We start from the raw sequence: 25,171 nt of genomic DNA, 5'->3' as shown, positions 1-25,171 counted from the left end.
GCGCAAGATTAAAGCCGTTCCCTGTCTCGGATCGACAACTCAAGCTTGATGGAAGCAGGGAATCGAAGTTGAGAACCGACGGTTCGAAAATGTTGGACGTGCTGCGCGAGGTTCGTGACGGCTGGCGGTGGCGCGAACTGTGGATGACGCTTGGATGGCGGGACGTGCAAACGCGCCATCGTCGATCCCGCATCGGACCGTTCTGGAACACGCTCAGCCTGGCCTTTGTCGCAGCCTGCATCGGCAGCCTGTATGGCGGGATCATGGGACGCCCCATGTCGGATTACATCCCCCATCTGGTCACCGGCTACATGATCTGGACGCTACTGCAGGCACTGGTGATCGAAGGCAAAGACGCCTTCGTGAGCAATGCCTCTGCGATCCGCGAGATCGCCGTACCCGCGACGGTATACGTCTACAAACTGATCTGGAAAAACCTGATTATCCTTGGCTTCAACTCCCTCGTATATGTCGCCGTTCTTGTTCTCTTTCGGGTTTCGCCGTTCCCGAATGTCGTGCTGGTTCTCCCCGGCCTGGCGCTCGTGTTGCTGAACGGGATATGGGTTGGTCTCCTGCTGGGGTTGATCAACGTGCGCTATAGAGACCTGGGACAACTAATTCCCAACGCCATGCGCCTCGCCTTCTTTGTGACGCCGATCCTCTGGTATCCGGATAGTGTCAGCGGACTGCGCACGATCTTTGTAGATTTCAATCCCTTCTATTATTTCATAGAGCTGCTGCGCGCCCCGCTGCTGGGACAAGTTCCGAATTCATTGATCTGGTCAGTCACCTTGGCGATCACGCTGATTGGTTGGGGAATCACCGTGCCAGTATACGCTCATTGGCGTAGGCGGGTCGCGTTCTGGGTTTGAGGTGAACGATGGCGCTGATAAAGCTTGACAATGTTACGCTCGAATTTCCAGTTCGAGCCACAAAATCCGACAGGCCGCGCTCGGTGTCTCAGGACAAGCCCGTCGGGGGGCAGCTCTCTGCCGGACAAGCCGGCCAAATGGTCGTGCGGGCGCTCGACCAACTCACGCTGACGCTCGAACCGGGCGATCGGCTCGCTCTCTTGGGACATAACGGTGCTGGCAAGAGTACTCTTTTGCGTGTGATGGCCAACCTGTATGCTCCGACGCATGGCCGCGTCACCGTGCAAGGGCGCGTTGCGCCGCTCTTGAATCTTGGTTTTGGCCTCGACATGGACTCGACCGGCTACGACAACATTTTCATCCGGGGTCTTTTCCTGGGAATGAGCAAGGCCGAGTTGAAGAAAAAAGCCGATATCATCGCCGATTTCAGCGAACTTGGAGACTTCCTCGATCTGCCCATGCGGACCTATTCGTCCGGCATGCGCGCACGCTTGGCTTTCGCCATCTCGACCCATGTGGAGACCGATATTCTGCTGCTGGACGAGGTCGTGGCAACGGGCGATGCCCGATTCTTCAAAAAGGCCAACGAGAAGCTTGAGAACTTCGCGCAGGAATCCAAGCTTCTCGTGTTGGCGTCCCACTCGAACACGGTCCTGCGGTCGCTCTGCAACAAGGCTCTTCTGTTGGAGCACGGCCGTATTAAGGCGTTCGGCCCCCTCGACGACATCATCGAAAGCTACGCGGCGTCCACGGGCGGAGAGGCCAAGTAAGGTGGCGTGTTCCATATCAGTAGGATAGGCAGAAACCCCCATGGAACTGGCCCAAGCGTCTTGCCCTCGCGGGCTCACCGACTCAAGCCTTCCGTGGAAGCGCCGGTCTGTGCTGAGCGGGAAGGTCAGTGACAAATGACCCAGGATGATCTTCATTCACGGGACAAAGATTCTGGCGACGCGAGTTTCCTGAAGGAGCAACTTCGAAGACAAAAGGACGAGATCGCTGAATTGCGGGCCACGATCCGGGGCTTGCAAACAGAGATCAAGTCACTTCGCGGCTCCTTGTCCTGGACATTGACTGGGCCCTTACGCAGTATGGCCCGGCGAATCCCCGGAGTGGCTGCACGGGCGCAGCGCACTCTCGACCGTACGAAGGACCTGTTGGTGACAGGCCTGCCGAAGGCCGCTGCGCAAACCTTATTCGACAATCGCTGGCATATCAGGCCCGATGTGACAGAGCAGATCTCCGCGTACCGTGCCTCTCCCTCAACTGGCCGACGCATCGTCCATTACACGGCCATATTCGGTGAACACGATAACCTGCTTCTTCCGGATCGCATTGATCCCGAGGTAGATTATGTGTGCTTCACAGATCGTCCGCGAAACGATTACGGCGTCTGGGAAATGCGAACGTCCCCCTATTATCACCCTGACCCGACGAGGATTGCCCGCTGGGTCAAGATGCACCCGCACGATCTTTTCCCTACCCATGACACTGCTGTCTGGCTCGATGCCAACATCGTCCTGAAAGGGGATCTCCGCCCTTACGTCGACCGGGTCGAGCAACAAGACGCTGCCCTCGGTCTTATATCGCACCCGCATCGCGCCTGCTTCTATGACGAGGCAGAGGCCTGCAAGCGGCTCAAGAAGGATTCTCCGAAGCTCATCGACAAACAAGTTGAGCACTACAGAAAGGCCGGCCTGCCGCTCAAGCAACCGTTGTTCGAAACCGGCTTTATGATCGTTCCTCTCGGAAAGCGTGAGACAGCGGATGCCCTTCACCTCTGGTGGCAACAGATCGAAGGTTTTAGCCGCCGGGACCAACTCGGCTTGGCATGGGTCAATTATCGATATCCTGATCTCTTGGTGATACCGCTTCTGCCGCAGGGCGCCTCAGTCAGAGATCATCAGGATTTCGTGTATTTCAGGCATAGCTTAGCACGCGCCTTGCTGATTCCGGAGGACCTCCTCCGGCTTGGCACGCTCGCGAGTCCCTTGGCGGGGCGCTCCTTCGCCGATGTGAAGAGCGAGCGGCTTGAACCTCTGAGCGACGTTCCGGTCGATATCGTCGTGTGCGTTCACAACGCTTTGGAAGATGTCCGCCTCTGTCTCGACGCAGCATGGGCGAACCTGCTGCCGAGTCACAGGATTATCATCGTCGATGATTGCTCCGATGAGGAGACAGCCTCATATCTGCGGGGCTTAGCAGTCCGAGACCGGATTGTGCTGATCGAGAACGATGAAAACCTAGGCTACACCCGTTCGGCCAATCGCGGGCTTGCCGCCGCCGAAGCAGGCTTTCGCATTCTTCTCAACAGTGACACGATCGTAAGCCCGAACTGGGCCTTGAAGCTGCTCGATGCAGCCAGACGAAGCGACAGGATCGGCATTGTGGGCCCGCTCTCGAACGCGGCCGGCGCTCAGTCAATTCCTCAAATCAAAGGCACTGGAAAGAACACTGCGATCAACCCATTGCCGGTGGGCATGAGACTTGCGGATCTCGACATAGCCTGTGAGTCGTGGAGCGATGCGGATCTCCTTCCTCGCGTGCCGCTGATCCATGGCTTCTGCTTTGGGATCAAGAAAGAGGTCGTCGAAAGCATCGGCCTCTTCGACGAGGAAAATTTCAAGCTCTTCTACGGTGAAGAGAACGACTACTGCTTCCGGGCTCTTGCAGCCGGCTTCGAACTCGCCGTTGCGACCAACACTTTCGTTTATCATCGCAAGTCACGGAGCATCGACGAGGAAAAGCGCGTGGTCCACATGGCCGAGGCCTGGAAGCGGCTGCGGGAACTCTACGGCGCCGAAAGGATCCGAGGCGCCTACCGCCAAGTGGAGGAGCATCCCGCGCTGGGGCGGATACGCAAGGAGGCCGGGTGCTTGTTCCAATCGGCAGCGGTGAGGAGGAGATCGAGGGCCGCTACCTGAAGTTGAAACGCCACTTTGAGCGTGGCTTATCGCCCCTCGAGTCGGGAGGAGGCCGGAAGCCGTGGACGATATTACCGTGATAGGCTAGTACCCTGCACGTGATGCAGGAGCGGGGCGCCCTTGCTAGGCGAGGGCTTTGCCCAGCCCCTGGGGACAAAGGCGCGCAACGATGACGGCAAAGAGATATTTGGTCACCGGAGGCGTTGGGGTCATAGGATCGATCGTCGTCTGCAAGCTAGCGCAAGAGCATCGACGTCGTTTGCTCCATCTGTCAGCTTGTGGAAGAGGTGGCGCCGAGTCTCTCGATCCGGCGCGAAATGGAGATTTTCCACGTGTCCGCTCTGCCCGGTCACGATCGTCGGTCTCCCGATTCGAATGACGAGCTGCGAAGCCTAATTCTCGGGAGTGGCAATAGATTGAGGAGGGATGCTGTGCTGACAGTGGAGCCGACGGCGTTGCCGGATGTCAGGATCATCAATCCGCAGCGCATCGGCGATCAGCGCGGCTTTTTTTCCGAGATCTACAATCGGCAACGATTTGCCGAAGCGGGGATCGATTTGGAGTTTGTGCAGGACAATCACTCCTTCTCTGCCTCCGCTGGCACGGTCAGAGGCCTGCATTTCCAGAGCGAGCCGTTTGCACAGGCGAAGCTCATTCGCGTGATTCGCGGCCGGATCCTCGATATCGCCGTTGATCTTCGACACTCGTCGCCGACTTTCGGCAGGCATGTTGCGGTCGAACTATCCGCCGAGACTGGCCACCAACTCTTCGTGCCTGTGGGATTTGCCCATGGCTTCTGCACGCTCGAGCCCGATACCGAGATCCAATACAAGGTTTCGGCCTATTACTCCGCGGCTCATGATCACGGTCTGCGGTGGGACGATCCGGCTCTCGGTATCACGTGGCCCGTCGAACCATCCCGCGCTGTCTTGTCCGACAAGGATCGCCGCCACCCAACGCTGGCCAAGTTGCCAGCCCATTTTTCATAGCCAGCAATGTTGAACGAGGTACGATCATGAAGGGCATTATCCTCGCCGGAGGCAGCGGCACCCGGCTGCATCCGATGACCTATGTCACTTCGAAGCAATTGCTCCCGATCTACGACAAGCCGATGATCTATTACCCGCTGACAACGCTTATGCTCGCGGGCATCCGGGACATCCTGATCATCTCGACGCCGGAGGATCTGCCGAGATTTCGGCAACTTCTCGGCAGCGGCGATCAATGGGGGGTTCGTCTCTCCTATGCAGAGCAGCCGAAGCCGGAAGGGCTGGCCCAGGCGTACATCATCGGTGCGGAATTCGTCGCCGGCGGACCATCGGCTCTGATTCTGGGCGATAACATCTACTACGGACATGGCCTCACCGAGTTGCTGGGATCGGCAGCGAAGAAAAGTGAAGGCGCCACCGTTTTTGCTTATCACGTCACCGATCCGGAGCGTTACGGCGTCGTCGAGTTCGGCCGGGACGGGAACGCACTTTCCATCGAGGAAAAGCCGAAGGATCCTCGATCGAACTGGGCGATTACTGGGTTATATTTCTATGACCGACAGGTGGTCGATATCGCGGCTGGTTTGAAACCGTCAGCGCGGGGAGAACTCGAAATCACAGACGTGAACCGTGTGTATCTTGAGAAGGGTGAACTACAGGTCCAGGTCATGGGGCGCGGCTATGCTTGGCTCGACACGGGAACGCCGGACAGCCTCGTTGAGGCAGCTGAGTTCGTGCGTGCTCTCGTGAAGCGCCAAGGCTACCGGATCGCTTGCCCTGAGGAGATCGCCTACAGCGCACGCTGGATCGACCGGCAGCAACTCGTCGCCCTCGGTACCACCCTCGCTAAAAGCACCTACGGGCAATATCTGCTTCACATTGCGCGGGATGCCGAACAGACGCATCACGTCTAAGGAAAATGCAGGTCACCTCCCGCATGAAACGACTCGTTCGAAACGCTGCAGCGCAACTCAAAAAAAACGCCTTTGTGCGGGGCGCGGTCTTCCGGTTGAGAGCGATGTCGCCCGATCGCCAGACGGCAGCGTTGGGACGTGCGGGACAGTTGATGCAAGCCGGCAATTTCAACGCCGCAGCAGACTATCTGGCATCGCTCGAGGGAAAGCAGTTACGCGGCTGGAAAGCGCTGCTCAGCTGCTATTTCACGTCTCACCGGTTTGACGAACTGTCCGAGGCCTACAGGGCAATGCCGGTCGAGTTTAGTCGCGATTTGGTTTGCCGCTACGTCTATCTCATCGCGTCGGCGAATCTCAGGAACATGGACATTGTTAAAACGACAATCGAGAGCACGCTGAAGGAGCCCGAGAGGGACGGGGTGCCGGAATTTCTCTGCAGGGTGCACCCCATCGCGGAGGCGTTGGGTGGTGCCATAGGCCGCGCAACGGTCGAGCGCGTGGCTCACCATGCTTCGGCACTTGCTGCAAGCCACTTCGATGACCTTCTGAAATGTGCCCACTATCTCCGCGCGAGGGGTCGTGAGTCAGAGTCGCGAAGGATTGAGAACTCGCTCCGGAATGAGGCCCACGATGCCCGTACTGCGATGAAACTCGACATCTTTGACGCGCAGCTTCATTTTCTCGCCGGTCGCTTCAACCGGCAGTGCGAAGCGTTGAACAGGGTTCTCGCAAGTCAAGATCTCGGCTTGGTCGCGCTGAAGGATGATGCCGCGCCGCTCGCTTGCGAGAACCTGCGACCGGGTTGTCAACCTGCGGCGGAAGTGGAAGGGCCGCTCGTTTCGATCATTGTGCCATTTCATAACAGCGCCGGGACCATCGGATACGCGCTGGAATCCATCTGCAACCAGAGCTACCGAAATCTCGAAGTAATCGTCGTGGATGATGGCAGCTTCGACGGTAGCGCAGAGATTGCAGCGCGGTTCTGCGATGGAGACAGTCGCTTGCGCCTGATATCCATCGAGAAGAATTCGGGCGCGTTTGTTGCGAGAAATACCGCCCTCGCGACGGCGGCCGGAGCTTTCGTCACCAACCAAGATGCGGACGATTGGGCTCATCCGCAAAAGATAGCGAAAGCGGTTGCCGAGTTGCAGCGCGATCATGCGATTATCGCGACCTGGGTTGAACATATCCGCTGTTCCGCCCAACGCGGCTTTCGCGCGCTGAACGGCTATCTCAGGCCCGATGCTTCGTCCCTGATGTTCCGTCGACAACCGGTGATGGACAAGATCGGGTGGTATGATTCCGTCCGCGCTGCCGGCGACGGGGAGTTCCATTTGCGCCTGGAACGCGCATTCGGTCGACAGGGCATCCGAAAACTCGACAAGCTTCTCTCATTCGTCAGTTGGTCGGATGCCACGCTCTCAGGCAGCGGTGTTTTCGAGATCGATAGCGAACTCGGCCTCTTCAGCCCGGCGCGAAGCGCGTATCGCAGGGCGTTCGGACAATGGCATGAATCCAACTCGCGGCTCTTTATGCCGTTTCCACTGGAGCGGCGCCCATTTCCGGCTCCTGACGCGTTATTGCCTCAGCCGGTGATCGGTGCCACGAGCGCTTGAATGTCGAATGTCTCGATCGCGGTGGCGGCGTGACCGAACACGCGCAGCGCAGTGAGCTGCTGCTGTTCGGATATTTCCTTGCCCAGGACAAAAACACGCTTCGCGCGGACTTCCGCGAGAGGGGCGGGCGGAATGTCGAGCAGGTAAGCGCTCTCCACAACTACCGTCTCGCACGCAACGATCTCGCCAGGTACGATGTTCTCGAGGAGGTTCGCGGCGATTGCCGCGCGGATCGGCGACGCAATATTGGCCTCGGCCCGTCGAAAGGTTGGCCAGTGCAAGATGCCGAGCCTAAGGCCGGCATCCGACATTTTCTGCCAAGCGGCGATGTCCTGCTCAAACGAACGGTCGCGATCGGCGAAATTACCCACAAAAATCGCATCGATGTCCTCGATGACGCCCTTGAAGCCCAGCATCACGCGCGGCGCGGGGAAACGCCGATCCTCGGTCATCTTCAGGTTGGGCTCGGCCTTGCTCAATTCAGTCGCATGCCAGAACCGATAGGCTTCCTTGTACTGACGACGCGCGCCATAATTAACGGTGGCGAGACCTGCGGCCTTGGTTTGAGTGAGGGAGGTTCCGCTGAACAGGATCAGTGTTAGCGGAACGCCAGGAAACAGCTTGTTGGTTGGAAGATCGTGCTTGGCCTTCACGCGTTCATATAGTTCGGAATCCGCCCCCATGCGGGTCCTGTCCCATCCACCGAGATCGACCAGAATTTGACGCCTTAAGAGCAGCGAAGACGTATTCTCCATTAGCATTCCAGCCATGTTGGCCTTCACGTCGAACCTGAGATCTTGCGACACGCGAACGCCGATGGTGGTATTGAGGGTCAGCGGCTCCGCCATCGCGGCAATCATCTGCGCGGCGAATTTCTCCGGGTGCGACCAGTCGTCCGCATCGTGGACGGTGACGAACTCGCCGGTGGCGTTTGCGAGCGCAGTGTTCCTCGCCGCATAGGCACCCCCGTTGCGGTCGTGGCGAATGGGTATGATACGAGTGTCGAGGGCGGCAAAACCTTGTATGACGCGCCAGGTGTCATCCTGACTCTGATCGTCCACGACGACGACCTCGAGGTTGCGCCAGGTTTGATCGAGAATGCTCTGTAGTGCGATAGACAACGTGCCGGAGCAATTATAGGCGGGCATCAGGATGCTGAGCTTGACGGGGGAATCCGCGGGCCGGGGCTGAGCGGCCTCAATGTTGTCCAGGGCCAGCGCCGCCGCCTCGTTCTTTTTCCGAATGATCGAGAAGCCTGCTTCGGCGTAGGCTCGGTTGAGGAGATTCAAACGTGCGGAATCGGCGGCTACCGGGTTTCCTCCCTTGCTCGCGAGGGCATAAAGGATATTCGCTTCGGAGTAGTGGAGTTCGGCTTTTCCCTGCGTGCGTTTCGAAGCCCATTGCAGCCAGGTCTGCGCTTCTTGGGGTCGGTCGAGTTTGAGCAGGCAATCGACCACCATGAGTTGCGTGTAGACGCTCCGGCGGTACTTGGGGGAGGCCGTCGTCAGAAGGAGAAGATTGTCGAGTGCCCGGCGGTAATTTCCCTGGTGGGCATGCCACAGGGCAAGGGACCACGCGACGGGAGCGGTAACCCAGGATCGCCCGCGCGCAGAGAGCTTGAAATCTTCAAGCATATCAGCGGCCGCATCGCCGAAACCGCACCACATCTTGCTGGAGAGGGGGTGGGGCAGGGGCCTTGGGTTGAGCAGTCGCGGCCAGTTCCGGGCGTCCAGAACAAGCGGAATGAGATCGAGCCCAATCGCCAGTTGCTCGACGGTTTTGGGTATTTTTCTCTTTATGTAGACACGTGCCCCAGTCGGAACGACGTGCTTCATGTGCTTTGCAATTGACATCTATCAGGATCTGTCTGGCGTACGACCGGGCTCGGCGGTTCAGGGGAGACCCTATAGAGTCGCGATCCATATACGCAAGCGTAGCTCGCGCCCGAGTCGCCGGCAGGCTATCGGCCGTACGAATCCTCGATTCGCACGATATCGTCCTCACCCGTGTAGCTGCCTACCTGCACCTCGATGATCTCGAGTGGGATCAGACCCGGATTGACGAGGCGGTGTACTGCGCCGATGGGGATCTGGGCCGCCTCGTTCTCGTGGAGAACAAGGACTTTCGCGTCAACCGTCACTTCAGCGGTCCCTTTGACGATAATCCAATGCTCAGCCCGATGATGATGCTTTTGGAGCGACAGCCGGCCGCCGGGTTTGACGAAGATCCGCTTGACCTGGAAGCGAGGCCCGAGGTCGATCCGCTGATACCATCCCCAAGGACGATACATCCGAAGATGCTCGTCCGATTCGGGGCGCTTGCTGGCCCTCAACTGCGTGACGAGATCCTTGACCCGCTCGGATTTTTCCCGGCTCGTAACCAGCACTGCGTCCTGCTGGGCGATGACGACGATATTGTCCAACCCGACCACGGTCGCCAGGAGGTGTTCGCTGTGAACGTAGTTGTTCTTCGCATCCAGGAGTTCGACCTGACCATGGATCACGTTGCCGTCGACATCTTTATCCGAAGCTTCCCATAGGAGACCCCAGGTTCCGATGTCTGACCACGGAAACTCAACCGGAAGAACACCCGCTTTCGTGGTCTTCTCCATGACCGCATAGTCAATTGATTTCTTTGGAGCGCGTTGGAACGCGGTCTCATCGAGCCTCACGAAATCCAGATCCGAGACGGCTTGCTCAAGCGCCGACCGCGCGGCGTCAAGAATGGCCGGCGCGAACTGCTCCAGTTCGCCCAGCATCGTCAGCGCACGAAAGGCGAAGTAGCCGCTGTTCCAGAGAAAACCCTCCTCGATGTAACGCTCGGCAACCGCTGCGTCGGGTTTCTCGACGAACCGGTCCACGAGAAACGCACCGGTTTTGGCGATCTGCTCCCCCGGCTTGATATACCCATAACCGGTCGCCGGAAATGTTGGCCGGATACCCATCGTCATGATCTTGCCTGTTTGCGCTAGCCGTCCAACTGCTTGGCAGGCTTCAACAAAGGCGGCGTCGTCACCGATGATATGATCCGCCGCGAGAATCACCACGACGGCGTCCCCCTGCCGTTTGGCAGCCTGACAGGCCGCCACCGCAACGGCAGCCGCTGAATCGCGCCGGGTCGGTTCGAGAATGATGTCGGCGCTCAGGCCGATCTCGGCGAGCTGTTCGGCGACGATAAAGCGAACGTCGTTGCTGGCCAGGACGACCGGACGCTGGAACACGCCGGTCTCCGAGACGCGCCTTGCAGTCATCTGGAAGGTCGACAGGTCGCCCAGCAGTTTAAGGAACTGTTTGGGCAGACTCTCGCGGGAGGCCGGCCACAGTCGGGTACCGGAGCCACCGCACATGATGACGGGAACAATGTCGGCACTCGAGGCGGTCATATGGCGGATTCCCAGGGGCTGCCACCCGTACGGAAGGTGCCAGGCGACGTCGGATCATCGACCTTCTTAGCCAATTTCTCCGCGCCTGCAACTGCGTCCGAGGCCACCGAAACGACGCGAACGATATCGTCGTTAGGCAACCCGCAGGGAGGAGTGATGGTCGAGGAACCACGCATAGGTCTTTTCGAGCCCGTCCCGGAGTTGGTTCTTCGGCTCCCAGCCCAATGAACGCAGGCGTGTGATGTCGGTCACCTTCCGAGGGGTGCCATCAGGCTTGGAGCTGTCGAATTCAAAATCACCCTTGTAGCCGACCACTGTGGCGATCTCACCGGCAAGCTCGGCAATACTGACGTCGGTACCCGTACCGACGTTGATATGGAGCCGATCCGAATAGCGTTCCATCAGGAAAACGGCCGCATCCGCCAGATCGTCGACGTGCAGGAATTCCCGCCGTGGCGTGCCAGTCCCCCAGATCGTCACCACCTTGCTTCCAGCAGACTTCGCATCGTGGATCCGGCGCATCAGCGCGGGTAGCACATGACTGTTGGCGAGATCGAAATTGTCGTTAGGCCCGTAGAGGTTGGTCGGCATGGCGGAGATGAAATCCCGCCCGTGCTGCACACGATAGGATTCCGCGAGCTTGAGGCCTGCAATCTTGGCGATGGCATACCACTCGTTGGTCGGCTCGAGCGCGCCTGTCAGGAGCGCCTCTTCCTTGATCGGCTGCGCGGCGAATTTCGGATAGATGCAGGTGGAGCCGAGGAAAAGCAGTTTCTCGGTGCCAATCGCATGGGCGGCGTGGATGACGTTCGTCTCAATGGCAAGGTTGTCGTACAGGAAGTCGGCCGGATAGGTGGAATTGGCGAGGATTCCTCCGACCTTGGCCGCAGCGAGGATCACGGCCTGCGGCCGTTCCCGTGCCATCCAAGTCTCGACATCGCTCTGACGGCGCAGATCCACGGCATTGCGGTCCACCGTCAGGACGTGAACGCCTTTCAGCGACAATGCCCGCACGATTGCCGACCCCACCATTCCCCGGTGGCCGGCGACCCAGACGCGTTTATCCTTGAGCCGAAAGTCCGACATGTCGACTGCTCCAAATGTCGCCTGCGCGCTTGATAGAGACAGGCGGGGGTGAGTTCTACAGGCAGCGACGGTCTAAAAGCAAGGTAACGACAGGTGGCCGTTCAACGCCCCGCTGCCTGCGTCAACCAAACAAAGGATGTCTAGAACCGGGCGGCCATAGCGACTGCACGGGGTGGCGTTCGAAGCAACGACCCGACCAGCATGGCACTATTAGCTCCACGGATGCGCGGCCGCATTTTCGATTTAGTTCGACACCGAAAGGGTGATATCAGGCGTTTTTTCAAGCGAGAGTGACCCACCCTCATGCCCGATGCGCTCAATACCTACCTCTCCGTGTGGGATCGAAAGCCTGTACTAAGGATCGTCTACAACGATATTTTTGATCGTATTGCCCATCGCTGCGTCCCTGGAACCACGCTGGAGATCGGCGGGGGAATTGGAAATTTCAAGGACCGACTGCCGGACGTAATCTCCTCGGACATCCAGTTCGGCCCCTGGTTGGATGTCGTGGCTGATGCCCAACGACTTCCCTTCGCCGACGGCTCTCTCTCGAATATCGTGATGCTGGATGTGCTGCATCACATCGAATTCCCGCCGCTGTTCTTCCGAGAGGCGAGCCGAGCGTTACGTCCGGGGGGGCGCGTGGTTATGGTCGAGCCTGGCATTTCATGGGGAAGCAGCCTTTTCTTCCGCTTTATTCATCAAGAACCTGTCGTTATGTCAGCGGATCCGTTGCGCGTCGGAAAACCGGATCCGAATAAGGATCCCTATTTTTCAAATCAAGCGATACCAACGCTGATTGCCGGGAGGTATCGGGATCGCTTCCACAAGGCTTTTCCAGATTTGAGTATCATTGAGGACAGCTGGTTTGCGTTCGCGGTTTACCCGCTGAGCGGTGGCTTCAAGCCATGGTCGCTGATTCCGGAGCGTGCTGCCGCGCTTGGCTTGCGGCTGGAAAGAAAACTTGAGAGGGCTCTGGGTCGCCTGCTTGGCTTCCGGGTTCTGATCGTGATCGAGAAATCTACCTCCGGAACAGTGTCCATCTCTCGGGACGCCGTTTGAACCTCGACCCAATGGCGGCTAGGACTGCGTACCGAAAAACGCCATAGGCTGGTTGTGCCCATCATCGTTCTGCTGCCAAAGCTGGTTCCTTGCAGAAGCGGATTCTAGAAATGCTGAAAACTCTTACTCCCCCCGGCGCTGCTGCTGGAGCACCTGACTCTGTTGCGAGGTCACCGGCACGCGATGAAAGTCATTGGCTTCCGCTTGCGTTCATCGTCGTGTTGATGGCGCCGAGCGTCATATGGATATTTGCAGACCGTACGGTGTGGCCTTGGGACCAGGCGTGGTACGGCGAAGTCACCCTCGATCTGGCTTATGCCTGGACGCGCGGTCCGCTGGCGTGGGTTCAGGGGATGTCTACCGCGATTGGCTCAAAGCCACCGCTCCTGGTGTGGCTAGCRCAAATCCTGGTACCACTCTCGGGGCTGCTCGGTGGCGTCGAGCGGGCACTCTTGCTGGTGAACGTGGCGGCGAACGCGGGTACGTTGTGGATAATCTATGCAACGGCCCGGCAACTGGGCGCGTCCCGCGCCGCCGCCTTGGCAGGAATGTTGTTCTGCGGCGGTGCGTCTTTGTTTGTGGGGATGTCCCATCAATTCCTGGTCGAGCCACTTCAGAGCCTCGCGGTGGCGGGCCTCGTGTGGCTTGCGCTTCGCGCCGCCTCGGCCCCGTTGCTGCAGCTGCTCGGACTAGGCGTCATCCTGACTGCGATGAATTTAGCGGCGAAGACGTCCAGCGTCGCATTCGTCATGCCGATGCTTTTCTATATGACGCTCGTTCTGGCTGTAACCTGGCAAGCTGAACGACCCGCTGCAACCCGGGGTGACCGAATTGTTCTTTGTTTGGGAGCGGGTTTTGCGGTCTTTACCCTCTTCTGGTACGTCAGAAACTGGAATGCGGTGGTCAAGCATGTTATCGCCGCGACCGTCGGACCCGAGGTCTTGCTTTACGGCTCGCAAGGAGCGCTGGCGACCAAACTCTCGTTTTGGATCGCCGCATTGGCTCAGGCTGTTTCCCCTTGGTCAATTGCAGCGGCTGGAATGGCGTTGGTTGTTGCCGCAGCGATTGTGGTGGAGATCATCCGCGAGGTTCGACGGCCGCCACGGGATTGGGTCGGAAACGTAGTCTCCTCCCATCTTCTCTTTGTATTGGCATTGGCCGGGACGACCCTCGCGAGTATTTTGGCATATTCGCTGCAGATTAATGAAGAGACTCGCTTTCTCCTGCCAATCATTCCGATTCTTGCAGTCTTACTTTCTTGGTCACTTGAGAAATTTGATCGACCTGCATTGAACGTGGGCGTAATCGTTGCGCTCATAGCAGGCTACATTGTGGTGGAGAGCACCCTCTTCGGAGTGAACTGGGCAAGCGCTCGGGTCTCACCATGGCTGAAACCGTATCAGGCCGACGCCGCGCCTGCTGAGCGGTTGACGCAAGCCGTCCGGCAGACCTGCGCGCGCGCTTACGCCAACAGATATACCATCATCGGTGTCGAGCTTCCCCATCTGAATGCGAACTCCGCAGCCTTTTATTCAGCCAAGGCACGGCGAAACCTTGGTTACAGATGTTACTATACGTCACTCGGCTACGCAGAATCCGACACCGAAAAGGCATTTCGTCGCATCGGCGACATAAAAGCACGATTCGTGGTCACGATCTCGCCGGATCACCTTGCGTCGGAGGCCGACCCATTCAACCGAGTTGCGCGGCCAGTTTCGGAACGGCTCGCGTCTGATAGCGGGTTCGCCCCAGTGGCTGACCTGGGAGCCGGCCTCCTTGTCTACAAGCGAGTAAGCAGCGGAGCCATGTTGCATACCGGCCGGTGAGTTGAATGCGGGACTGTTTTCATATAGTCGGATGCCCATGATCGAAGAGGCAAATCCTGCGGCAAGGGTGTCGCGACGCGGCGCGGCGCTACCTCCTGAGGGAGGAGAAATCTCCAGCAGAAAGCAGTCCCGCCGGGTCCTGATAGCGGCCAAGATCGGCTTCACCGTTCTGGCATTCGTGCTGCTTGCGCGGGTGATCGATCCGTCTGCCCTTCTGGATCGGATCCGCCGAACCGAGCCCATTTATTTCCTGGCCGCCCTCTTGCTCGCAATTGTACAAATACCTTTCGTCGGAGTCCGGTGGCGTCTGATCGTTCAGACGATGAGCAAGGATGCTCGGACCATTCCCGGAATGGGTCAATTCCAACAGATCAACTATATTGCTCAGTTCTTTGCTCAGGTTCTTCCCTTCGTGGCGGGTGATGGGGTCAGGGTCCTTTTCCTCAGAGAAGCCGGGGCAACTCTGCGGGTGGCATTCAAGAGCACGCTTCTCGACCGGGGCATAGCCGCCCTCGTTTTGTTTGCCTTGACGCTCCCAGGCATCCTGTTTTCGCCGGTTCTTCAAGCAAACAATCGATTGTTGGCGCCCATTGCGGCTTTTGCCGGCGCGGGGCTGCTTGGCGCAATTCTCGTGATCGCTTTAGCACCGCACCTGGGACGAATTGCCGGGCGCTCCCGCGTCCTTGGCGCGATCATCGAAACCTTGCTCGATCTACGGGGCATTCTGCTGGGTTGGGGTTCCTCGGGCAGGATCGTGGGCCTTTGTATTCTCGTCCATGCGATCAGCATCGTCGTATTCTGGCTCCTTGCCAGAGGTCAGGATATGCCCATTCTCTTGGTGGACGCGGCGGCCGTGGTTCCTCTCATGCTCCTCGTTTCAATGATACCGGTCGCGATCGGCGGCTGGGGTGTTCGCGAGGGATTTCTCGTGGCGCTGCTTGGCGCTGCTGGGATCGGCCCAGAAAGCGCTCTCTTGCTGTCCGTTTCATTCGGAACAGTTTCATTTCTTGCTTCGCTGCCGGGCGTTGTCCTTCTTGGTCTTTCCGCCCGGACAAGCGCGAACGCCGCAACTTCCTCGGAGACTTGACAATATGCTGGATCTCACGCCAACCGCGAGGCTCGCGCCGCGCAAGCAGGCGACATGGGACAATTCGGAGCGAGAAGCTGCCCGGCGAGGAGACTGGCGCCGGAAAGCATCGTTTTTCCATGAGGAGGATTCCCGGTACCTGAAATTCCTGATCCCACCCGGCTTGCGCGTGCTCGAGCTTGGATGCGGTCGAGGCGATACTCTAGCTATGCTGAAGCCCTCTTTCGGGGTTGGGGTCGATTTTAGCCCGGCCATGATCGCTGAGGCAAAACAGACCTATCCGGATCTCGAGTTCAGGGTGGCTGACATCGAGGATTCGGATTTCCTGCCGGATCTCACGGAGCCCTTCGACGTCGTCCTCATTGTGGATACGCTCGGATCCGTGGAGGATTGTCAGGCATTGTTCGAGCGCCTGCATCGATTCTGCAGCCGTGAAACTCGACTGATTGCAGTTTATCACTCTCATCTCTGGTACCCCGTGCTCAAGCTCGCCGAGAAGGTGGGCTTACGCATGCCGCAGCCGCCGCAGAACGTGTTGTCTCCAGCGGATGTAGAGGCGCTTGCAGAACTTGGCGGGTTCGATTTCGTGAAGTCCGAGCGACGCCTCCTATCGCCGATTCGCATGCTTGGACTCGGGCGGCTCATCAACCGATTTCTGAGCCCAATGCCACTCCTTCGGCATTTGTCGCTCCGCCATTACGTCGTTTGCCGCTCTGCCCGAACCGTGGACGACGGGCTCAAATCTGCGACAGTTGTCGTACCGGCACGGAACGAGCGCGGAAACATCGAGGCTGCAGTCAAGAGGGTTCCGCGCTTCTGCGATGACATTGAATTCATCTTCATCGAGGGCCATAGCAAGGACGGCACCTACGAGGAGATGCAGCGCGTTCAGGCTGCCTATCCGGAGATGGATATCAAGATCATGCGGCAACCGGGCAAAGGGAAGGCCGACGCGGTCTTTACCGCGTTCGACGCTGCGCGGGGCGACGTCCTCATGATCCTTGACGCGGACCTTACAATGCCACCAGAGCAGCTCCCCAAATTCTGGGACGCCATTCGGTCAGGCAAGGGCGAATTCATCAACGGGTCTCGGCTTGTCTATCCGATGGAAGACGAGGCAATGCGGTTTTTAAACCTAATTGCCAACCGCATCTTTTCCATCCTCTTCAGTTGGCTCCTCAATCAACGCTTTACCGACACCCTGTGTGGGACCAAAGTCATGCGCCGCGAGGACTATCGCCGGTTGAAGGAAGGACGTTCGTATTTTGGCGATTTCGACCCATTTGGCGATTTCGATCTGATTTTCGGTGCGTCTAAGCTCAATCTCAAGGCCGTGGAAGTTCCTATTCGCTACGCGAACCGGACCTATGGCGAGACGCAGATCTCCCGCTTCAGCCATGGTTTCATGTTGTTGCAGATGGTTTCGTTCGCCTTTTTCAAGATCAAGGCGTTGTAACTCTTCCTCTCCAGTCCAGTGATCAGCGATGGGTCGCCGCTGCGGGTGCCATGTTGCTATCTTGTACGGCGGCGGTTATAGGCGCGAGTTGATCCGTGGCCGCAATGGGACCCGCGAACCCTCGGTCTTCCAATAGGCGAGCGACATGACGCAAAAGATTGCTCTTATCACCGGGACGACGGGACAGGACGGCGCTTATCTGGCCGAACTGCTGCTTGCAAAGGGTTATATCGTCCACGGGACTAAGCGGAGATCCTCTTCGTTCAACAGTGAGCGGATCGACCACCTGTATGCGGATCCGCATCAGTCGGGCGTGCGGTTTTTCCTGCATTACGGAGATATGACCGATTCCACGAACCTGATCCGTATCATTCAGGAGGTCCAGCCTGACGAGATCTATAATCTTGCGGCCCAAAGCCACGTCCAGGTCTCGTTCGAAACACCCGAATATACGGCGAACGCCGACGCTGTTGGTGCACTGCGGGTCCTGGAAGCCATTCGGATCCTGAAACTCGAAGACAAGACCCGCTTCTATCAGGCCTCAACCTCCGAACTATACGGCAAGGTCCAGGCCGTGCCGCAATCCGAGACAACGCCATTCTATCCGCGTTCTCCGTATGCCGTCGCCAAGCTCTACAGTTACTGGATCACCGTGAACTACCGCGAGGCCTATGGGATCCATGCCTCGAACGGGATCCTCTTCAATCACGAGAGCCCGCTGCGCGGTGAAACGTTCGTCACCCGCAAGATCACCCGAGCGGTTGCGGCGATCGAGCACGGCTTGCAGCAGAGTCTCTATCTTGGAAATCTCGATGCAAAGCGCGACTGGGGCCATGCGCGCGACTATGTAGAGGGCATGTGGCGCATCGTCCAGCATCCCGAACCTGACGATTATGTCCTCGCCACTGGGCAGACCTACGCCGTGCGCGAGTTCGTAGAGCGGGCATTCGCTTGCGTCGACCGCAACATCGAATGGACAGGCTCGGGCATCGATGAGAAAGGGATTGATCGAAAATCTGGAGAAGTCCTCGTGCAGATCGATCCACGATACTTCCGACCGACGGAGGTCGATCTCTTGATTGGTGATCCGTCCAAAGCCAAGCGAGTGCTTGGCTGGGAGCATCGGACAAGCTTTGCGGATCTGGTGCGAGAGATGATGGATGAGGATCTCAAAACGGTCCTGAGAGAGCGCGAGCGCAAGAACCGACACGATTAGGTTAATCCATCGGCGCGCGTGCCGGCACGTTGATAATCCATGCCTCCCGACGGGGTCAGGCTGCACCCGGGCGTGAGGCAGTCATTCGTTCGCGTCTTCCCCTTCTACATCCCGATCCGACGTCGCAGGCGTCGCAGGAAACGTGCGGGTACTGAATCACCCCTCACAAACCTGATATAGGATTCGGCGAATCGATGCGCCCTCGAACCCTCGATCCGTTTGCGAAGGTGATCAAGCTTTGCGTCCCTGCTGGCGATTTGCTCCTTCATGGCCACTAGCCGACGCTCCAAGCCGACGATGATCGTGGCTGCCTGTTCGCGTTCTATCGATGAGACCCGTCGAACCTCCATCGCCCGCGCCTCGGACAAATGCGCCAGCGAGCGCGCGCGCTCCGCCGCCTGCTGAAGACGCGCTCGATCCGCTCCAAGACTATCGAGTTCCAGCCAAGGCTCCACATAGGCACGGCGAGAGAGCGGCGCGTGCACCAGCGTGGTGGCGATCCTGCCATTCCAGATTCCCATGAAGAAAGAAGCAACGTCGGGAGAAACCCGCTGTGCCGACTGAGAAGGAATCCCGACCGCATGGGGAGTTGAAATCATCTCCAAACATTTTTCCATCGACTGATCCGAGTTCGTCAGGCGAGGATCACCCTCTTCATGGATGCCGACGCCCGTCAGTGGCGACGCGATCAGCCATTGCGAGGCCTCTCCAAGCGCTGATTGGGTGGTCTCCTTGAACTCGGCGAAGGAGTAAGTCCGAGAATGGAACGGGTTCACGATACCGCGCTCGGCTTCGAGGGCGTCGTTCGGGCAACTGATGACGATGGATCCGCCGGGAGCAAGGTTCCGTCGTAACTCGCGAAGAAAACGGTGGGGATCTTCAACGTGCTCGATGGTTTCAAAACTGACAATCGCATCGAATGGCCCGTCGTCGATAAGGAAAGAGAGGTCGAGCGCATCGCCGACGTCGAACTTTATGCCTTCCCCAGCGAATCGCGTGTTCGCAATCGAAATCGCTTCCTTCGAGAGATCGACGCCCCGAACGAAGGTCGCACCAGCCTTTTTGAGGAGAGCGGATCCGTAACCTTCACCGCATGCTATGTCCAGAACGCGCTTGCCCGCGCATAAATCCTGTAGGGCGAAATACCGCGCGATATGCTCAGCTGCCAGCATGGAATCGTAGGGCATGGCACTCGAAACGAGGCTGATTCTTTCGGCCATTGTGGTTTGATTCCTCTCGACGCACTCGCCATCCCAGTCGTAACAAGTTGCCGCAGACTGCCGAGTGYGGGTTGCTCGTACTCCTGATTCAGGAGTTCTCCTCGAACTGACTCAACAGCCGCGCATAGCCCTCTCGCATGGCGCTGCTGGTCATCCCTGAGGCTGCAAGGGATTCGACAGCAGCCGCACGCATCGTCGCTGTCCGATCATCGCGGATGGCCTCGTGGATCTTGTCTGCCAGTAACTCAACTTCATCGACTGGTGAAAGAAACCCGTTCTCACCATCGGTCACAATCCTGGCGATATCGCCCACACGGGTGCTGGCGACCGGCGTGCCGCACGCCAAGGCTTCGAGGGCAACGAGCGGCATGCCTTCAATCGTCGAAGTCATGATGAGGAAATCCAGGGCGGCATAGAAAGCTGGGAGGTCAGCACGCTCGACTTTTGGCCGGATGACAACCGGCAAGTCGCTGCCTTCGATTCTCTTCCGAAGCTGTGCTTCCTCACGGCCAGAGCCGATCATTGTCGCCTGGACAGGCATTGTGCGAGCAAGCTTCGCAACGACATCGAGAAACTTGTCGGGTCTCTTTTCGCCGCTCAACCGACCCACAAAACCAAGAACGACGTGGCTCGGGCTGGCGCCAAGCTTCCCACGCAGATTTTTGCGATCCTGGGATGCGGCAAAAACAGCGAGATCGACGCCGTTAGGTATCTCACATATGCGCCGGGTCGGAACTCCACGCTGGAGTAGAGACTCGCCAATCTTCCTGCTGATGGCCACATGTTTAGTGAATGCTGCGGAGTATTTGACTGCGCTGCCGAAATGACCCTGTTGAAGATCGTTATGGATGATGTCCACAAGGGAGACATTTGGAAGGCGTGCCACCAACTCGGATGCACGTTCATACATGAGAGCCGAGTTGCTGGTGAGAATGACGCGAGATTGCTTTCGAGCGGCTAGCCCGCCAATGATGCCTGCCACACGGTCTGGATCGAACATGTTGCCGAGATGGAAGATGTCCGGGGTAACTTGCGTGAACGCATCGTGCATGGCGTGAGTGTCCGGCAGCGTCGTCACGATGCTGAGGCGCCACCGCTCAGCGAGGCCTTGCAGTACCTCGAGCAATACGACCTCCGATCCCCCAACGGGGAGCCAAGAGACCACCACAAGGCAATGCGGGCGCTTGTCGTCGCAGGGTGGGGCGACATTTCCACCAACCGCCATCTCGAGGCGCTCCGCGCCGCGGATGGGATCAGCAGACCAAAGACCATGCTTCGGTCCGAGCGTTCGGGGCGTCGTGTGAGTGTCGCCAGCGCGCAGTGCGCCGTAAGAATACGTTGCAAGCGCTTCCCGCAGCAGCCGCATCCACTCGCGGATAGAGACGCCGTATTTCGGGCGCATTCCGGAGGGGAAGATCTCCGCCAGGCTGCTGCGTCTCACCACAAGTGTGCCGAACTCGGCAGCGTTGCTAGAGCACATTGCGTCGATACTCGATTCTGCCTGCATCAGAGCGATAACAAGGTCGAGGATAGCGCGATCGTCTCCAGGCGCGTCGGTTGTGAGGACGAGAAACTCTGCGGACGAGTCCTCGATCGCCTGCCCTGGATCCTGGCTCGGGTCGAATGTCTGGATCAGGTGGTTGGTTTCCTTTGCGCTGAAGCTACCAACCGCCGAAAGAGGGAAGGGCGTCGGTCGAGAGACCGGTGCCGGTTCGGTGTGCCCGGAGGAATTGCCTCCCTCAAGTGCTGTAGACGGCACCCGTCGCAGAAATCGATTGGCGATGCTTTTCACCGCCTGCTTTCCTCGTCCGAGCGCGTCCCGATACCTGTATTGATTCAAGRCCAGGATCATCGGCTCGATATGCGCCTTCGAAAGTTGCGATCCGGGCCCAAGGAGACGTCGCAGAACCCGAAGACCGAACAACAGACTCCGAGATGTCAGTCGATGAGGAATGCGGCCCGGCCCCTCGTTGTACGCGATGCGAAGTGCGGCCTCCGCTTTGATCTTCTTCTGTCGCTTCAGATCCTGAACCGATCGCGTTAGCCGCCTGTTTTGCTTCTCGGCGGCGGCCAGAGCGGTTGATACTTCCTCCAGCTGGGAGATGACCCGGCTCTTCTCCGAACTCGTTCGTATCAGCAATTCACCAAGATTGTTCCAGCGACTCCAAACATCCTTCAGTTCTTCGGCGGCATTAATCGCGATGCTTGCGTTGCGCCGCAGCATTACATCGCGCTGGCGCCGCGCTTCGTCGCTATATCCGAACGTTGCAGACGCACGCGCGAGACCCACTCCCTCGAACCGTGACCAGAATGGTTCGCTGCTCCAGGGGGCAAATGGTACGAATTTCGCAGTTTCGAAATCGGCCAGCGACGTCTGCTGTTCCTTTTGCGCGAGAATCGCCGCCATTCGCGAGAAGCTCGAGTTACAGACAGCAAGGTGCGCTGCCCGGCGCATAATCTCGAAATCGACAATTGTCGGTGAGAAAGTGTTCTCGATTCCGAAATCGTCCAAAGTCTTGATCCGGAAGCCAGCGAATGCCGGAAGAACTGCTTCGGGCGAATCGGTTGCGACGTAGATAACCGCATCGGGCGTGGCGGCAAGAACGCTCTCAAGCCATGTCACGTACCATTCCTCGGGAACGGGCCGGTACCAAGGTAGGCCCTCTCGATGTAGCGAGACATAATCCCCACGCCTGACATGAACGGCAACGAGCGGACGCTGTCCGCCCTCCGTCAGTCGGGAATAGAATACCGCGACATCGGACAAAAGTGGGTCACGAAGAAGGAACATCCTTCTTAGCAGACTCCTATGTGGCAGCAGCGCCCGGGGAAGCTCTTGAAAGTAGCCCCACAAGTTCGCCTCGAGCGGAGGATCTTCCATCCGCCAGAGCTCAAGGTCGTCATCATCAAAAGCGAAATAGCGGAGCTCTTTTGGAAGCGGTGTCACGGGACGGTGGCTTGGGACGCCGTAGATCGTCTCGCCGATCCATTCAGGAACCCCCATCCTGCATCCGAGGCGAAGGCTGTAGAACCTGACATAGGCGTATTGGAAAAGCTGGTTTGCGAAAGCACCATTGGCGCCAAGGCTCGACATGGTGATTTGGCCGCGAGTCTGTCCTCCCAGCCGCGACAGGTCCGTCACAAGATCGGAGCGCAAGAAAAGGTCGCCTTTCCCTTCATGCGCGACCGCCACGTATCCGGCGTCGAATGCGATCGGCCAGAAAGCCCAGACAGGTTCCTCGTTGAATTCCCGCCGCACCAGAATCGCGTCGACATTTTGCGCCGAAACCCCAAGGCGCGGGCACGACCCAAGCTCGTTTGCCTCAAGCACGATAATCGCTGCGGAAGAGTCGACGCCGTGGGCGGCGAGGCTACGAGAAACTTCTTCGTTCGTGACCATCGTTCTATCCGTGATCCCTTCTCAAGCGCGCTCGATTGGAAATGCTTGTCTGCTTGACCGCCGGCTTCCGCGTCGTGGATTTATCGCGTGCCGACGTTGCTTTCTGGCACCGTCCACGCCGTCTGATCGCATTCAAAAACCTCCGCAATCCTGGCGCGATAGACTGCGTTGGAGTGTCGGTCGCCAAACAGTCTTTCGATTCCTCGGAACAAACCGCGACGACATTCAGGTTGATTGTAGAATTGTGCGATAACAGCAACGTAGTCCGATAATGACGGCGCCGAATCGCCTGTGGAACTGGCAACAGCGAGGTGCTGTTCGGGGAGTTCTCGCATTGCATCGGTCGCGGGGCCGATCAGCGGATGACCCTGGCTTAGGAATGTCACCAGGTCGGCATAGGTCGCCTCGTCGGTCCCGCCGACAATCACCGCATCGTACGATGACGCATCGTCACCCTCGTGCATAAGGACGACCACATCCAGAGAAGTGTCTCTGCAGAGCCGTTCAAGGTTCCCCGCTTCGGCCTGGGAAAACCCGATCGCCAACACCTTTTGGTCGAGAGCATCGGGGTCGGGCAAATCGTGATTCAGTGTCATTGGCGAATAGATCTGGCGCCACGCCAGAGGGCGGCGATCGAGCCTCGCGCGATCATGCGCCTGTCCCGACCGAGAACTGTGAACGACGATATCCGCGTCGTCGAAAAATTCGGACAGGAAATCAAAAGGTGCGCCTTCAAGCATGAATCCTGAGGATGTCATGTACGAGCGGTCATCATCGCGGTAAAACACTTTTGGGCGGCCCTCCAGCAATCGGCCGTAGCGTCCAAGAAATTGGGCTGAGGTCGCGTCCGCCGCGAAATGAATGCGGGCGTCTGGTGCTGAAATTTCAATCAATCGAAAAGCCAGCAGGCTTCGTTGCTCCACAGATAATCCATTGCCGAGTAGCGCAAGGTTGATCACGGTTGCGTTGCGCAGAGGCTGCCCTGCGGAATCGTTTTGATCGGGATCGTCTATGAGGACCAGATTGTTAGAAACTTCGTTTATTTCAGAGAGAGCCGTCAGCGCGGCTATGGCCGACCTGCCGGTTCGGGCCGACCGCATCAAGGCGACTTCATTGTATTCTTGGCCGACGACGCGCCGACAGGCCTCAAAATAGGCGGCCCCTGTTGCGAAATCGCCGTTGCTCATGCACATCACCGTGCAATCATCAACTGTACTAAGCGTTATCGCGGGGTCGATCCGGTTGGCGCGGCGAACCTCATTCACATTCGCTTTGCTGCGAACGAAACGTGCTCTTTCGTCCTCAGGAGCACTTTGCTGCTGGCCGCTTCGTTTGAATTGGCGAGCGCTTGTTGCATTCATTGCGAGATAAATAGGGGGAGAGAAGAGCGGCGACGGCGGGATCAGCCGTGCCGATTGATTGGTCATGCTGGCTGAAAGACTGTTGGCCCGATGCCGATAGAAAAGAATCACACCTCGCGCGACCGCGAACCGGTATCCGGAAGCCAATGCGGTGGCGTTGAACCACCAGTCCTCGTAGGCATATCCGGGGCCCAGTCGAACGTCGATGTATTTGACCGTGTTGGCGATTTCGTGATGAACGAAGATCCGGGAGATATAGGGATGCTGCGCGAGGAAAGCCAACGGCGGTATGCGGTCGCTTCCCTCGTATACGGCCAAGAGATGAGTTGTACCAAATCCATACAAGTACTCGGGCACAACAATCGTGCGGGGGCCGTATTCCCTGGCAGTGTTAAAGCATCGGAGCGTTGTGTTGCTCGACACCAGGTCATCTTCGTCGCAGAACTGAACATAAGTGGCTCTTGCTGCTTCCAAGCCCATTTGCCTGGACAATCCCAACGACCCGTTGTCCAATTCTAGTACGCGAATGCGCTCGAACGCATCCGAGTCGTACGATGCAATCCATGATTGAGTTTCGGGCGGAGAGCGGTCGAGCGCGAGAAGCAACTCGACTTTCAGACCCGCCGCAGCGGCAACCCGGGCAGACGACTCAAGGGACGACATGGTCCGGCGTAGATAGCCGGCGCCCGCATGGATGTTGACCACCATGCAGACATCAACCGAAGGAAGGTCGTGATCATTCATTCCTAGCGATCTGCCATTC

At 58.2% G+C, this 25,171-nt stretch carries 17 protein-coding genes; 11 read left to right on the top strand and 6 right to left on the bottom strand.

Features of this window, described 5'->3' with window-relative positions; genetic code table 11:
* Positions 1 to 89 precede the first annotated feature (89 nt).
* The 6 genes from AC1DVM_RS04445 (at position 90) to AC1DVM_RS04420 (ending at position 7,312) form a co-directional block, all read left to right on the top strand.
* Positions 90 to 872: an ABC transporter permease gene (locus AC1DVM_RS04445; protein ID WP_477252368.1), complete on the top strand. Its 783-nt coding sequence runs from the start codon at positions 90 to 92 to the stop codon at positions 870 to 872.
* An 83-nt stretch (positions 873 to 955) separates the two neighbouring features.
* Positions 956 to 1,642, top strand: a complete 687-nt coding sequence (locus AC1DVM_RS04440) for an ABC transporter ATP-binding protein (protein ID WP_477252366.1) — start codon at positions 956 to 958, stop codon at positions 1,640 to 1,642.
* 135 nt (positions 1,643 to 1,777) lie between these two features.
* Positions 1,778 to 3,793 carry a glycosyltransferase gene (locus tag AC1DVM_RS04435; protein WP_477252364.1) on the top strand — a complete coding sequence of 672 codons (2,016 nt, stop codon included), beginning with the start codon at positions 1,778 to 1,780 and terminating at the stop codon, positions 3,791 to 3,793.
* 431 nt (positions 3,794 to 4,224) lie between these two features.
* On the top strand, positions 4,225 to 4,782 hold the full coding sequence (gene rfbC / locus AC1DVM_RS04430) for a dTDP-4-dehydrorhamnose 3,5-epimerase (protein WP_477252362.1): 558 nt from the start codon (positions 4,225 to 4,227) through the stop codon (positions 4,780 to 4,782).
* A gap of 26 nt (positions 4,783 to 4,808) precedes the next feature.
* Positions 4,809 to 5,696 carry a glucose-1-phosphate thymidylyltransferase RfbA gene (gene rfbA, locus AC1DVM_RS04425; protein ID WP_477252360.1) on the top strand — a complete coding sequence of 296 codons (888 nt, stop codon included), beginning with the start codon at positions 4,809 to 4,811 and terminating at the stop codon, positions 5,694 to 5,696.
* A gap of 23 nt (positions 5,697 to 5,719) precedes the next feature.
* Positions 5,720 to 7,312 carry a glycosyltransferase family 2 protein gene (locus tag AC1DVM_RS04420; protein WP_477252358.1) on the top strand — a complete coding sequence of 531 codons (1,593 nt, stop codon included), beginning with the start codon at positions 5,720 to 5,722 and terminating at the stop codon, positions 7,310 to 7,312.
* On the opposite strand, the gene AC1DVM_RS04415 is transcribed toward AC1DVM_RS04420, so the two are convergent.
* From AC1DVM_RS04415 to fcl, 3 genes are all read right to left on the bottom strand, one after another.
* Complete coding sequence (locus tag AC1DVM_RS04415) at positions 7,282 to 9,165, bottom strand: glycosyltransferase family 2 protein (RefSeq protein ID WP_477252357.1); 1,884 nt, start codon at positions 9,163 to 9,165, stop codon at positions 7,282 to 7,284. The two genes, AC1DVM_RS04420 and AC1DVM_RS04415, sit on opposite strands and share 31 nt — an antisense overlap.
* A gap of 107 nt (positions 9,166 to 9,272) precedes the next feature.
* Positions 9,273 to 10,694 (bottom strand): mannose-1-phosphate guanylyltransferase/mannose-6-phosphate isomerase, encoded by a 1,422-nt coding sequence (locus AC1DVM_RS04410; protein WP_477252356.1) that lies wholly within the window; start codon positions 10,692 to 10,694, stop codon positions 9,273 to 9,275.
* Positions 10,695 to 10,826: 132 nt separating this feature from the next.
* On the bottom strand, positions 10,827 to 11,780 hold the full coding sequence (fcl, locus tag AC1DVM_RS04405; RefSeq protein WP_477252354.1) for a GDP-L-fucose synthase: 954 nt from the start codon (positions 11,778 to 11,780) through the stop codon (positions 10,827 to 10,829).
* Positions 11,781 to 12,083: 303 nt separating this feature from the next.
* On the opposite strand from fcl, the gene AC1DVM_RS04400 reads away from it, so the two are divergent.
* The 5 genes from AC1DVM_RS04400 (at position 12,084) to gmd (ending at position 18,427) form a co-directional block, all read left to right on the top strand.
* Positions 12,084 to 12,842 (top strand): class I SAM-dependent methyltransferase, encoded by a 759-nt coding sequence (locus AC1DVM_RS04400; protein WP_477252353.1) that lies wholly within the window; start codon positions 12,084 to 12,086, stop codon positions 12,840 to 12,842.
* A 110-nt stretch (positions 12,843 to 12,952) separates the two neighbouring features.
* Complete coding sequence (locus tag AC1DVM_RS04395) at positions 12,953 to 14,668, top strand: ArnT family glycosyltransferase (RefSeq protein ID WP_477252352.1); 1,716 nt, start codon at positions 12,953 to 12,955, stop codon at positions 14,666 to 14,668.
* Position 14,669: 1 nt separating this feature from the next.
* The gene (locus AC1DVM_RS04390; RefSeq protein WP_477252350.1) at positions 14,670 to 15,755 is read left to right on the top strand and encodes a lysylphosphatidylglycerol synthase transmembrane domain-containing protein; all 1,086 of its coding nucleotides are present in this window, start codon (positions 14,670 to 14,672) and stop codon (positions 15,753 to 15,755) included.
* 4 nt (positions 15,756 to 15,759) lie between these two features.
* Positions 15,760 to 17,211 carry a glycosyltransferase gene (locus AC1DVM_RS04385; RefSeq protein WP_477252348.1) on the top strand — a complete coding sequence of 484 codons (1,452 nt, stop codon included), beginning with the start codon at positions 15,760 to 15,762 and terminating at the stop codon, positions 17,209 to 17,211.
* A 145-nt stretch (positions 17,212 to 17,356) separates the two neighbouring features.
* On the top strand, positions 17,357 to 18,427 hold the full coding sequence (gene gmd / locus AC1DVM_RS04380; RefSeq protein WP_477252346.1) for a GDP-mannose 4,6-dehydratase: 1,071 nt from the start codon (positions 17,357 to 17,359) through the stop codon (positions 18,425 to 18,427).
* Between the two features lie 104 nt (positions 18,428 to 18,531).
* Here gmd and AC1DVM_RS04375 read toward each other — a convergent pair whose 3' ends face one another.
* From AC1DVM_RS04375 to AC1DVM_RS04365, 3 genes are all read right to left on the bottom strand, one after another.
* Complete coding sequence (locus tag AC1DVM_RS04375; RefSeq protein WP_477252344.1) at positions 18,532 to 19,614, bottom strand: class I SAM-dependent methyltransferase; 1,083 nt, start codon at positions 19,612 to 19,614, stop codon at positions 18,532 to 18,534.
* Between the two features lie 121 nt (positions 19,615 to 19,735).
* Positions 19,736 to 23,047 (bottom strand): glycosyltransferase, encoded by a 3,312-nt coding sequence (locus AC1DVM_RS04370; RefSeq protein WP_477252343.1) that lies wholly within the window; start codon positions 23,045 to 23,047, stop codon positions 19,736 to 19,738.
* Between the two features lie 80 nt (positions 23,048 to 23,127).
* Positions 23,128 to 25,152 carry a glycosyltransferase gene (locus tag AC1DVM_RS04365; protein WP_477252341.1) on the bottom strand — a complete coding sequence of 675 codons (2,025 nt, stop codon included), beginning with the start codon at positions 25,150 to 25,152 and terminating at the stop codon, positions 23,128 to 23,130.
* Positions 25,153 to 25,171 lie beyond the last annotated feature (19 nt).

The organism is Microvirga sp. P4_A5 (assembly GCF_056402495.1).
This window is presented reverse-complemented; position numbering and strand designations above follow the sequence as displayed.